The organism is Paraniabella hibiscisoli (assembly GCF_022512515.1).
Classification (GTDB): domain Bacteria; phylum Bacteroidota; class Bacteroidia; order Chitinophagales; family Chitinophagaceae; genus Niabella; species Niabella hibiscisoli.
This window is the reverse complement of sequence record NZ_JAKWBK010000001.1, coordinates 4,200,749-4,212,919: the sequence shown is the minus strand read 5'-3', so window position 1 is coordinate 4,212,919 and position 12,171 is coordinate 4,200,749. Positions and strand designations below refer to the sequence as shown.

The following is a 12,171-nucleotide window of genomic DNA, read 5'->3' as shown; positions in this document are numbered from 1 at the left end:
GCTGTTCAGTGAAAGGAGATGATGGCTATAAGTTATGGCTGGGTTACCAGAAAATTACTGTGCCTGACCTGGCCCGGCAATACAACCAGGCCATTTCAGGGATCCTGGTTAAGGGGCAGTCCGCTACGTTAAAGATAGCAGAACAAGAGCTCCGCCTGGCACTGGAGACGATGTTGGATAGAAAAATCCCGGGCCTGAAGGCATCTATGAATAATGCCATTTTGATGGGCACCCCGAAAGTTCAAAAGAAATAAAAGACTTGCTGGCCTCCCGTAACCTTAATTTAGGTAACGAGGGCTTTGTCATACAACGGCGAAAATTCAATAATATTAATACGACCATCATTGCAGCCTATAAAGATATAGGGGTGCTATACGGTGTGTTTGCTTTCATTCAGTTACTTCAGACACGTCAGCCCATTAGCAATGTATCCATTACCAGTGTTCCTAAAATTAAAAACCGGGTGCTGAATCATTGGGACAACCTGAACCGCAGCGTGGAAAGAGGTTATGCCGGAATTTCTATATGGAACTGGCACACACTTCCTGGATATATCGATCAAAGGTATATCGACTATGCGAGGGCCAATGCCTCTTGGTATCAACGGAACCGTACTCACTAATGTTAATGCCAATTCACAGGTATTAACACCTGAATATCTTGTAAAAGTTAAAGCCCTTGCTGATGTATTCAGACCCTACGGAATCAAAGTATACCTGACCGCCAAATTCAGTGCTCCGATTGAAATAGGCGGACTAAAAACAGCCGACCCGCTGAACCCGGAAGTGATTAGCTGGTGGAAGCATAAATGCAGCGAAATATATACGCTTATTCCTGACTTTGGAGGTTTTTTGGTTAAAGCCAATTCTGAAGGTCAGCCCGGGCCGCAGGGTTATGGTAAAACACACGCTGATGGCGCCAATATGTTTGCGGATGCACTGCAGCCTTATGGCGGAATAGTGATGTGGCGGGCTTTTGTATATGATGTACGCGTGCAAAAAGATGAAGAGCATTTTACTGAAGGCTCAGTTGGCGCTCATACCCAAACTATAGCGTCCGGCGATCGTTTTAAACAGGCTTATGCTGAATTTAAACCTCTGGATGGTACGTTCAAAAAAATGTGCTGGTTCAGGTTAAAAACGGCCCAATAGATTTTCAGCCAAGAGAACCGTTCTCTCCCCTTTTTGGCGCCATGCCTCAAACGCCATTGATGATGGAGTTCCAGATCACGCAGGAATATTTAGGCCAATCAACAACCCTTGCTTACCTCGCTCCTATATTTAAGGAATGCCTGGATTCAGATACCTATGGAAAAGGCAAGGGTTCTACAGTCGCAAAAATTATCGATGGAAGTACAGATCAACATACAGTAAGTGGTATTGCCGGGGTGGCTAATATCGGCAATGAAAGAAACTGGACGGGACATCTCTTTGGACAAGCTAACTGGTATGCATTCGGCAGACTAGCCTGGAACCACGATCTGTCTTCTGAAGCTATTGCGGAAGAATGGATACGGCAGACATTCAACAATAATAATGCTTTTGTAGGGTCAGTAAAAAAATCATGCTTGCATCGAGAGAAGCGGTAGTAAATTATATGACGCCGCTGGGCCTCCATCATATTATGGCAACCAGCCATCACTATGGTCCGGGCCCTTGGGTAAAAGACGCCGGCAGAGCAGACTGGAACCCGGTTTACTACCATAAGGCGGACTCAACCGGAGTTGGTTTCGATAGAACCTCCAAAGGAAGCAACGCGCTTTCTCAGTATGCACCTGCAGTACAAAAACAATGGAATAATATCGATACCTGCGATTACAGGTACCTGTTATGGTTTCACCATGTACCGTGGAATTACAAAATAAATACAGGAAAAACCCTTTGGGAAGAACTATGCCTGCGGTACAATGCGGGAGTGGATTCGGTGCGATGGATGAAGCAAACATGGTCTGGTTTAGAAAAGCTGGTCGACCAGGAAAGATACCAGCATATAAAAATGCTACTAGGCATTCAGGAACAGGAGGCTGTATGGTGGCGTAATTCCTGTTTGCTGTATTTTCAGACGCTCTCTCAAATGCCATTTCCACCCGGTTTTGAGAAGCCTGATAAAGATCTTCGCTATTACCAATCGCTGAGGTTTCCCTTTGCGCCGGGCATTGGAGGAAATTTATAACAAACAAAACAAAAGGGGACAGCTATTCTAATCACCCAATAGAATCCAGGTTGTTTACCTCAATAGCATCATCGGAAGACGGGAAAAAGGAAAAGATGAAAAGAAAATTTTTAACGATCATTACCATTGTAGCCTGCCTCGTTGTAAAGGCTCAAAATTTTATTATTGAAAAAAATAATGGCTCTGGTTTCCCGGTCGTTAGCATCTCTAAAGCTACTGCCCTATATGTAGATCCGGATGATGAAGAATTGGTACATAAAGCCGCTTCGTTGTTACAAAAGGATATTGAAGCAGTTACTGGTAAGAAACCTGCTATCATCAGCTCATTATCAACAACGGAGAAGCAACTCATCATTATAGGTTCATTGCCTGGCTCAACTGCTATCAAAAACCTGGTGTCTAAAAAGAAAATTGATGTAAGCACATACAGGGTCAATGGGAGGCGTTCAGTTTACAAACGGTAAATACACCGGTTCCAGGTATTCAAAACGCATTGGTTATAGCGGGAAGCGACAGGCGGGGAACAGCCTATGGTATATTTGAGCTTTCGGAGCAATTAGGCGTATCGCCCTGGTATTGGTGGGCAGATGTACCTGTAAAAAGAAAACGACCGCCTACTTTAAAAACGGTTCCTATCACTACGCCTCACCTTCTGTAAAATATAGAGGCATCTTCATCAATGATGAAGAGCCGCCTTCGGTGAATGGGCAAGAGAAAAATTCGGAGGCATCAACAGCAAAATGTATGAGCAACTGTTCGAACTGATACTACGCTTAAAAGCCAATTATTTATGGCCTGCAATGTGGGGAAAAGCTTTTAACGAAGATGACGAGGCTAATCCCCGGCTGGCTGACGAATATGGCATTGTTATGGGCACTTCCCATCATGAACCAATGATGAGAGCCCAAAAAGAATGGGGCACTCACAGAAAAGAGTTTGGTAACGCTGCATGGAACTACCATACCAATAAAGAAGGTTTACTGAAATTCTGGGAAGATGGATTCAGGCGTAACAAGAACTTCGACAATATGGTCACGATAGGTATGAGGGGCGATGGTGACGAAGCTATGCATGATATGGGTAGTATGAAGGCGAACTATGAACAACTGGAAGGGATTATAAAAGACCAAAGAAATATTATTGAGAAAATAAGCGGAAAGCCAGCAAAAGAGACGCCCCAAATGTGGGCACTCTATAAAGAAGTACAGGAATATTATGATATGGGCATGAAAGTACCCGACGATGTTACCTTATTATTATGCGATGACAATTGGGGAAACATCAGGCGATTGCCTGCAGCCCATGCGCCAAAAAGAAGTGGCGGATATGGTATATATTATCACTTTGATTATGTTGGAGGGCCTAGAAGCTATCGGTGGTTGAATACTAATAATATTGCCAGGGTATGGGAACAAATGAACCTCGCTTACAATCATGGTGTAGACAAAATATGGATTGTAAATGTAGGAGATCTGAAACCGATGGAATTGCCCACCTCTTTCTTTTTAGACTTCGCATGGAACGTAAAGAAATGGAATGCCGGCAATATAGATAACTATTACGAACACTGGGCAGGACGTCAATTTGGTGATAGGCAGGCTAAGCTAATCGGCCAGATCATGAAAAAATATGCCGTATATTCATCCAGAAGAAAACCCGAGTTGCTGGAAGCCAGAACATACAGTATTGAGAACTATAATGAAGCAAACAGGATAGCCAACGACTGGAACAGCTTGCTGAAAGAAGCCGGGCAGCTTTACAAAAAATACCTGGTGTATATAAAGAGGCTTTCTATCAATTGGTATTACACCCGGTAAAAGCTTATAGCAACCTGCAAAATATGTATATAGCTCTGGCCTGGAACCAATATTATGCAAAACAAAATAATTCGCAGGCAAACAGGTGTGCCGATCAGGTAAAACAATTTTACCTTAACGACTCTTTAATTAACATCGAATATCACGAACTTAATGCAGGAAAATGGAATCACATGATGGCCCAAAAGCGCATCGGCTATACATCATGGTCTGAACCCCGTGTGCAACGAATGCCGCAGGTAAACTATGTAGAAAACCCGGTATCCGGCCAGTTAGCGTCCTTTGTAAAAGCGTCAAAAACTTCAGCATCACTCATACCAGCTACAGCTAAAGGAAATTTATTCTTCGAAAAAGACGGTTATGTTTCGATAAATGCAGCCAACTATACCCGTAAAAAGATATAGGACATTCAAAATGGAAGACTATTTCGGGTATCGGCAAAGAAGGGGATGCCATAACATTATTGCCCGATCTTACAAAAGCCGGTTCCGTTGATATTGCCCGGGCCCCTTACCTTGAATATGAAGTATATACTTCGGGAAAAATAATATTCAAGTACAGCTATTACTCTCCCCTGCGCTTAATTTTCAAAACAGTAAAACAGGACTACAATACACGATACAGGTAAATGGAGATGCCCTTCAAACCCTTTCCATTAATCCTGAAACGGTTGACTCAAGAGCATGGTCGCAGTGGGTAACCAACAATATAAATATCAAAAGCAGCAGACATCGTTTAGCTGCATCCGGCAAGCAAATTATACGAATTTATACACAGGATCCGGGTGTGGTAATTCAGAAAATAATTATTGACCTGGGAGGCCTCAAACCAAGCTATTTAGGACCTGAGGAAACACTCCTTAAAAAGTAATTTTAATAATCAAAAAAATGAGCATGTATTTCAAAAAGCCAGCCGCCTATTTTTTCGCAGGTGCGTGCGCCGTTTTAATGTTAAGCAGTTGTAGCTCTTCTCAAAAATCTACAACCAGCAATATTCCTTCTTTAAAGAAAGTTTATAAAGATGATTTTTTGATAGGTACCGCGTTGAGTTGGCCACAGGTGCAGGGTCGTGATCCTATCGCAGCCACCCTCGTTCCCCAACAATTTAATGCAGCCACACCCGAGAACCTGATGAAGGCGGAAGAGATGCGTCCATCATGGGGTGAATATAATTTTGCCCAGGCTGATGCGCTGATCGAATATGGTAAAAAAATAAAATAGCGATTAATGCCCACACACTTATCTGGCATAGCCAAATGCCGCATTTACACGCCGCATACAAAGTGCCGACTCCTGAGAACCTTTTTTAACGATCATATCAAAATGGTCGCAGCCAGATATGCGGGTAAAGTTCAGTCCTGGGATGTAGTGAACGAAGCATTAAACGAAGATGGCAGTTTACGTAAATCACCTTATCTTAATAAACTGGGTGATAACTATATTGTTGATGCCTTTCGTCTAACTGCAGCCGCAGATCCCCACGCTGATTTATATTATAATGACTATAACAATGAGCAGCCCAAAAACGTGCAGGTTGTATTGAAATCATTAAAAAAATTCAGGCAGCCGGTGTAAAAATTGATGGAGTAGGGATACAGGGTCATTGGCATGTAGGAAAAGTACCTTTTAAAGAAATAGAAGAAAGTATACAGCAATACGCAGCGCTGGGCATAAAAGTAGCATTTACAGAATTGGACATAGAGGTACTCCCCAGGAACTTCACAGGTGCCGAAGTTAGCCAACGTATGCAGTCGGACGAAAAATCCAATCCTTATAAAACCGGGTTACCCGATTCCATACAGAAACAACTGGCGGATGATTACGCCAACCTGTTTACATTGTTTCTAAAATATCGCGATCAAATTTCGCGCGTTACAATGTGGGGCGTACATGACGGACAAAGCTGGTTGAATGGCTGGCCTATAAGAGGACGTACCAACTATCCCCTGTTATTTGACAGGCAGGGCAAACCCAAGCCAGCATTTTATAGTGTTATAGCCCTCAAGTCCAGTAAATAATCATTAACGAACAAGTGTAAATTATTCTGAATTTCCCCATCAATATTCAAATTTAAGCTTATGATATCAGGCTCCGGAAAGCTGTCGATAACAGAAAAAATAGGTTATAGTCTTGGAGATCTGGCGGCGAATCTGGTCTTCCAGACATTAGTAACTTACCTGGCTTTTTTTATACAGATATATATGGACTAAAGCCAGAGGACGCATCCATTATTACGCTGGTGGTGGGTTTAATAGCAGGCTTCGGCTTCAACCCCTTTATCGGGGCTATCGCAGACAGAACCCGCTCGAAATGGGGTAAGTTTCGTCCCTGGATCTTGTTTACAGCGATCCCCCTGGGTATATGTGCGCTACTGGCCTTCAGCACTCCGGATTTCTCTTACAAAGGAAAGATGATGTATGCGGCCGCAACTTATTCTTTACTCCTGCTTTTATATGCCGCCAATAACCTGCCTTACGCAGCGTTAAGTGGCGTGATCACGGGTGATATGAAAGAAAGGAACAGTCTATCCTCCTATCGGTTTGTTGCCGTAATGTTTGCCCAGTTTTTCGTGCAGGTTTTTATGCTCCCCATTATTTTATCAGTGGGCAAAGGTGATAAAGCCGCCGGAATTGAAGCAGTGATGACCTGGCTGGCCATTATTGGAACCGTAATGTTACTGATCACTTTTCTTACCACCAGGGAAAGGGTGATACCTACAGCAGAGCAGGAATCTTCGTTAAAAAATGATCTCAAAGACCTGATAGGTAACCGCCCCTGGTTGATCATGTTACTGGTTACTACCTTTATTTTTATCACCCTGGCCATGAAAGGAGGCTCTTATGTCTACTACTTCAATAACTATGTTGATGAAACGAGCCTGACACACTTCATATCCCCTATTACAGGCTTCTTCCATTCAATCGGAATGAATTTCTTTGGAGAGGAACCTAAATCAGCCGGTTTCGGACTATTCAACGCCGGGTGGTATTATCATGATGATTATGGGCATTACTTTTTCAAAAAAGTTTGCCGACAAGTATGGTAAGAGAGATGTATTCCTGACCTCCCTGTTCATCTCCACATTATTTGTACTGTTCTTTGTATTTTACCCTCCGAAATCGGTCGGTATGATGTTTATATCGCAAATACTGCATGGCTTTTTCTACGGCATCAGCACACCGATTCTTTGGGCGATGATTGCCGACGTTGCCGACTATTCTGAATGGAAAAATAACCGGAGAGCAACGGCTATTATTTTCTCAGCTATGATGGTTGGTCTAAAAGTAGGGTTGAGCGTTGGCAGCGCGCTGGTAGCTTCCATTATAGGATATTACGGGTATATTTCCTCCAACGGAGCACAGGTGGCCATACAACCCGAAACCGTGGCTACCGGCGCTAAGATGTTGGTAAGCGTGTTTCCGGCCATTCCGTTTTTAATTGCCTGCGCGCTGCTGCTTTTTTACTCTATCAATAAAAAATGGAAATGCAGATAGAAGCCGATCTGAAAGCAAAAAGAAACAAAATATAAGACACACATGCTCACAACTCCCTATTAACTATTAACTACTCACCATTCACCATGCCTGAAGAAAGTATACAACATATCAACTTTGAGGAACTCAATAAAAAAGCTATTTCAAGTCCGTTAATTTCACATATTTACACGGCAGATCCCTCTGCTCATGTTTTTAACGGCAAAATCTATATCTATCCGTCACATGATGTAGATGCTGGAGATGCCTTCGACGACCTTGGAAGTCATTTTGCAATGGAAGACTATCATGTCATATCAATGGATAGCCCCGAGGCTGAAGCAGTTGACAACGGCCTTGCACTTCATGTTGACGACGTTCCCTGGGCCGAAAAACAGATGTGGGCCCCGGATGCTCATGAAAAAGATGGCAGATATTACCTGTTCTTCCCTGCGAAAGGATACGATGGCATTTTCAAAATAGGGGTAGCCGTCTCCGATACTCCTACAGGCCCTTTTATACCACAACCAGAAGCCATTAAAGATAGTTTTTCAATAGACCCGGCCGTATACAAGGATGATGACGGAAATTACTATATGTACTTTGGTGGCATCTGGGGCGGACAACTGCAGCGTTGGCGCACGGGTAGTTATAATGCTGCAGAACCTGAGAGCCCATTTGCGCATTTGCCCCATGACCTCGAACCAGCCTTATGTGCTAAAGTGGCAAGGCTTACGGATGATTTACTGGAATTCGCTGAACCTGCCCGCGATGTTTTAATAACCGATGAAGCTGGTCAGCCTTTGTTGCAGGGAGATAATGATCGTCGCTTCTTTGAGGCATCGTGGCTACATAAATACAAAGGAAAATACTACTTCTCTTACTCTACCGGAGATACCCATTATATTTGTTACGCCGTTGGCGACAACCCTTATGGCCCTTTCACTTACGCGGGACGCATTTTAAACCCGGTAGTTGGCTGGACCTCGCATCATTCTATTGCTGAATATAAAGGCGACTGGTATCTTTTTTATCATGATAGCAGTCTTAGTAAGGGTGTAACGCATCTGCGCAGCATAAAAGTTGCAAAAATTAAACACGATGAAAATGGATATATCAAAACATTAGATCCTTACCAGGATTTAAATGTTCTGGCATAATACAGTTTCTAATTGCCTACGGAAATTTAAGTTTTTAGCGTTGTGCCTGATGCAAGATCAGGCTGATCACCTGAATAACCCACTCAACAAAAGCGATGTTAAAAGTTTTATTGGCTAGTTGCTTCTTATCTGTTTCCCTTGCAATCCCGGCGCAGGTAAATCTTCCCCGGATCATTCGTGATAGTATGGTTTTGCAGCGTGATACGAAATTAAATATTTGGGGGTGGGCTTCAGCCGGGGAGAAAGTTACTATCAAATTCAATAATAAGGTATATAAAACCACCACCAACAATTCAGGTAAATGGGCTGCGCAACTGGCGCCTACCCGGGCAGGCGGGCCTTACAGGATGGAAATATCCGGCAAAAACAACATTGTACTGAATGATATCTTAGTGGGCGAAGTCTGGCTATTTTCAGGCCAGTCTAATATGGAGCATACGATGCGCCAGCATGATGTTATTTATGCTGATGAAAAATATTACAAGCTAATAATCCCAATATCAGGCAGTTTAAAATACCTAATGTGGCGAGCATGGATAAACGGCAGGCAGATTTACCCGCCGGCTTATGGAAGCATGTTAGTGCTGCCAATGTGATGGACTTTTCGGTAGTGGCCTATTTCTTTGCCAGCAAGATTGCAGCAGCGCACCAGGTTCCGGTTGGGATCATCAATGCTACCTGGGGTGGCACGCCCATTGAAGCATGGACCAGTGAAGAGGGGTTTGCTGAGTTTCCTGAGCAACTTAGTACGATTGCAAAAAACAAGGACAGTTCTTATATCAATAGTTTACGCAAAAGAGCCGCTGGTATCGGTAGCGGCACACCTGCTAAACGACCGGTAGATAAAGGCCAGGAAGAAAAATGGTATGATCCTTCTTATCAAACGAAAGAATGGCGGAACATGGCTATTCCGGGATACTGGGAAGACCAGGGCATTAAAAACCTGGACGGAGTAGTGTGGTTTCGTAAAGAAGTGGAAGTACCTGCCTCTATGACCGGCAAGCCTGCCAAAGTATTCCTGGGCCGGATAGTTGATGCTGACGAGTGCTATATAAACGGCTCGAGGGTCGGTAACACATCTTATATGTATCCGCAACGCCGTTATGCAGTTCCTGAAGGCTTGCTAAAAGCGGGAAAAAATATTGTAGTAATTCGGGTAACCAATAATAGCGGCAGAGGTGGTTTTGTGCCTGATAAGGCTTACCAGTTGATAGCAGGTAAAGACACCCTCGATCTCACGGGTTACTGGCAATACAAAGTAGGCCAGGTTTTCATGCCTGTACGCGGTATGGGAAGCGGCGTTGGTGGCATCCAGGCCAGTCACCAGCCCGCTGCTCTTTTTAATGCGATGTTATCGCCGGTGATACCCTTCTCTCTTAAAGGATTTGCCTGGTACCAGGGGGAAAGCAATGCAGGAAAACCAGAAGCTTATTCGGGCATACAACCAGCCATGATCAAGGATTGGCGTACCAAATGGGCAATGCCCGCTGCCCCTTTTTTTGTACAACTACCCGGTTTTATGGACTATAGTTATGTGCCGGGAGAATCAGGTTGGGCGATGTTCCGGGAGGCTCAGGCAAAATCATTAGCAATACCCAATACAGCAATGGCCGTAGCTATCGATTTAGGAGAATGGAATGATATTCATCCCGATCGTAAAAAAGAAGTGGGAGAAAGACTGGCTCTGGCGGCCGAGAAAATAGCTTACAAAAAGGATGTTGTTTATGCCGGCCCTACCCTGCTATCTTCTGTAGCAGAAGGTAATAAGATCGTACTCACCTTTTCCAATTCAGGTAGCGGTCTTGTCACTAATGATGGCGAACCAGTTTCGAGTTTGCTATTGCCGGAGCCGACAAGCAATTTGTTTGGGCCAAAGCTGTTATAGATGGAGATCGCATTATTGTTTCGGCGGAAGATGTTGCCGAGCCAAAATATGTTCGCTATGCCTGGGCGGACAACCCCGTAAATCCTAATTTATTTAATAAAGAAGGATTACCTGCAGTTCCGTTCCGAACAGACACGAAGTAATAATACCACGAATGCTTCAATTATAAGTTCAACCAGCGCATAAAAAATAGCCACACTTTACAGCGTGGCTATTTTTGAATAAAGTGTTGCAAAGTCAACTTAAAAACTAAATAAACCTGTTAATGATATTCTCCAGGTATTCCTGTTTACCACTTTTAACAGCAGGCTCTCCGGCTTCTATCGCGTAAGCACGAAGGTCTTCCAGTGTTAATTGCCCTTGCTCAAAAGCCTGGCCTTTGCCCCCATCAAATGAGGCATAGCGCTCCTGCTTTAATTTCCTGTAATCTGAATTGGCAAGGATCTTATCTGCAGTAATCAGTGCTCTTGCAAAAGTGTCCATACCACCTATATGTGCATAGAATAAATCAGCAGGGTCAGTTGATGCACGACGGATCTTTGCATCAAAGTTAATACCACCACCCTGTAGTCCTCCTGCTTCCATAAAGATCAGCATGGCTTCAGTTAATTCATTTAAATTATTCGGGAACTGATCGGTATCCCATCCGTTTTGATAATCGCCCCTGTTGGCATCTAATGATCCAAGTACGCCAGCGTCAGCAGATACCTGCAGCTCATGCTGGAAGGTATGACCCGCAAGGGTGGCATGGTTCACTTCTATATTGATCTTGAAATCACCCAGCAGATCCCACTGACGCAAAAAGCCAATTACCGTTTCGCAGTCGTAATCATACTGGTGCTTGGTAGGCTCCATCGGCTTGGGTTCGATCAGGAAAGTACCTTTAAATCCGTTCTTACGTGCATAATCTTTGGCCGTATGCAGGAAGCGGGCAAAATGCTCTTTCTCCCTTTTCATATCGGTATTAAGCAGGGTCATATACCCTTCTCTCCCGCCCCAGAAAACATAACCATCTCCACCCAGCTCAATTGTTGCATCAATAGCCGATTTTACCTGTGCCGCTGCATGTGATAATACATGAAAATCAGGATTGGTAGAAGCGCCGTTCATATAACGTGGGTTGGAGAACACATTAGCAGTGCCCCATAATAACTTCACCCCGCTATCAGCCTGCTTTTGTTTAGCATAAGCTGTTATTGCCTGTAAACGCCTGTCATTTTCATTTACATCTGTTCCGTAATCTACCAGGTCTACATCATGAAAGCAATAAAAAGGCAGGTTCATTTTGGTGATGAACTCAAAAGCCGCATCCATTTTGTCTTTGGCTCTGTCAACCGCATCAGTTTTACTGTTCCATCCAAAAACATGTGTGCCCGGGCCAAAGGGATCGTTGCCATTGTTACAGAATGAATGCCAGTAGGCGCAGGCAAACCTAAAATGCTCTTTTAATGTTTTGCCAGCTACTACCCTGTTCTCATCGTACCAGCGAAATGCCATAGGATTATCGCTCTCAGGACCTTCATATTTTATCTGAGGAATACTTTTAAAGTACTCCTGATCACCTAATAATACGCTCATAATAGATTATGTGTTTAAAATTTTAGAATTTATAGAAGCAAAATCGTTTTATCAAATATTTCTACCTTTCTTATCTGCTCTTACAGC

9 protein-coding genes and 4 pseudogenes are annotated in these 12,171 nt (G+C 43.6%); 12 read left to right on the top strand and 1 reads right to left on the bottom strand.

Translation table 11 applies throughout. From position 1 onward, the window contains the following. Nucleotides 1-8 precede the first annotated feature (8 nt). The 12 genes and pseudogenes from MKP07_RS42975 (at nt 9) to MKP07_RS25925 (ending at nt 10,506) form a co-directional block, all read left to right on the top strand. Nucleotides 9-2,172: pseudogene (locus MKP07_RS42975) on the top strand (alpha-glucuronidase family glycosyl hydrolase). A gap of 95 nt (nt 2,173-2,267) precedes the next feature. After that, nucleotides 2,268-2,636, top strand: a complete 369-nt coding sequence (locus tag MKP07_RS25970; protein WP_240850124.1) for a hypothetical protein — start codon at nt 2,268-2,270, stop codon at nt 2,634-2,636. 29 nt (nt 2,637-2,665) lie between these two features. After that, nucleotides 2,666-2,830 carry a hypothetical protein gene (locus tag MKP07_RS25965; protein WP_240850123.1) on the top strand — a complete coding sequence of 55 codons (165 nt, stop codon included), beginning with the start codon at nt 2,666-2,668 and terminating at the stop codon, nt 2,828-2,830. A 46-nt stretch (nt 2,831-2,876) separates the two neighbouring features. Continuing rightward, nucleotides 2,877-3,989: pseudogene (locus MKP07_RS25960) on the top strand (glycosyl hydrolase 115 family protein); the annotation flags it as partial. Then, complete coding sequence (locus MKP07_RS25955; protein ID WP_240850119.1) at nt 3,971-4,393, top strand: hypothetical protein; 423 nt, start codon at nt 3,971-3,973, stop codon at nt 4,391-4,393. The pseudogene MKP07_RS25960 and the gene MKP07_RS25955, both read left to right, overlap by 19 nt. 59 nt (nt 4,394-4,452) lie before the next feature. Beyond that, nucleotides 4,453-4,859: pseudogene (locus tag MKP07_RS42970) on the top strand (hypothetical protein). A 17-nt stretch (nt 4,860-4,876) separates the two neighbouring features. Then, nucleotides 4,877-6,006: pseudogene (locus tag MKP07_RS42965) on the top strand (endo-1,4-beta-xylanase). A gap of 224 nt (nt 6,007-6,230) precedes the next feature. Beyond that, nucleotides 6,231-7,034 carry an MFS transporter gene (locus MKP07_RS39590; protein WP_317235895.1) on the top strand — a complete coding sequence of 268 codons (804 nt, stop codon included), beginning with the start codon at nt 6,231-6,233 and terminating at the stop codon, nt 7,032-7,034. Then, nucleotides 6,991-7,482 (top strand): MFS transporter, encoded by a 492-nt coding sequence (locus MKP07_RS39585; RefSeq protein WP_262919480.1) that lies wholly within the window; start codon nt 6,991-6,993, stop codon nt 7,480-7,482. Before MKP07_RS39590 ends, MKP07_RS39585 begins: the two co-directional genes overlap by 44 nt. A gap of 86 nt (nt 7,483-7,568) precedes the next feature. Beyond that, nucleotides 7,569-8,621, top strand: coding sequence for a glycoside hydrolase family 43 protein (locus tag MKP07_RS25935; RefSeq protein WP_240850117.1), 1,053 nt, complete (start codon nt 7,569-7,571; stop codon nt 8,619-8,621). 95 nt (nt 8,622-8,716) lie between these two features. Next, the gene (locus MKP07_RS25930; protein ID WP_240850115.1) at nt 8,717-9,217 is read left to right on the top strand and encodes a hypothetical protein; all 501 of its coding nucleotides are present in this window, start codon (nt 8,717-8,719) and stop codon (nt 9,215-9,217) included. Further along, complete coding sequence (locus tag MKP07_RS25925; protein WP_240850113.1) at nt 9,154-10,506, top strand: sialate O-acetylesterase; 1,353 nt, start codon at nt 9,154-9,156, stop codon at nt 10,504-10,506. Before MKP07_RS25930 ends, MKP07_RS25925 begins: the two co-directional genes overlap by 64 nt. 249 nt (nt 10,507-10,755) lie before the next feature. On the opposite strand, the gene xylA is transcribed toward MKP07_RS25925, so the two are convergent. Beyond that, nucleotides 10,756-12,084 carry a xylose isomerase gene (gene xylA / locus MKP07_RS25920; protein WP_240850111.1) on the bottom strand — a complete coding sequence of 443 codons (1,329 nt, stop codon included), beginning with the start codon at nt 12,082-12,084 and terminating at the stop codon, nt 10,756-10,758. Nucleotides 12,085-12,171 lie beyond the last annotated feature (87 nt).

What these genes read in the sequence shown, in the direction of transcription:
- MKP07_RS25925 (WP_240850113.1), top strand. Translation starts at nt 9,154, where the DNA reads ATGGATAAACGGCAGGCAGATTTACCCGCCGGCTTATGGAAGCATGTT.
- MKP07_RS39585 (WP_262919480.1), top strand. Translation starts at nt 6,991, where the DNA reads ATGGGCATTACTTTTTCAAAAAAGTTTGCCGACAAGTATGGTAAGAGA.
- MKP07_RS25935 (WP_240850117.1), top strand. Translation starts at nt 7,569, where the DNA reads ATGCCTGAAGAAAGTATACAACATATCAACTTTGAGGAACTCAATAAA.
- xylA (WP_240850111.1), bottom strand. Translation starts at nt 12,084, where the DNA reads ATGAGCGTATTATTAGGTGATCAGGAGTACTTTAAAAGTATTCCTCAG.
- MKP07_RS25930 (WP_240850115.1), top strand. Translation starts at nt 8,717, where the DNA reads ATGTTAAAAGTTTTATTGGCTAGTTGCTTCTTATCTGTTTCCCTTGCA.
- MKP07_RS25970 (WP_240850124.1), top strand. Translation starts at nt 2,268, where the DNA reads ATGAAAAGAAAATTTTTAACGATCATTACCATTGTAGCCTGCCTCGTT.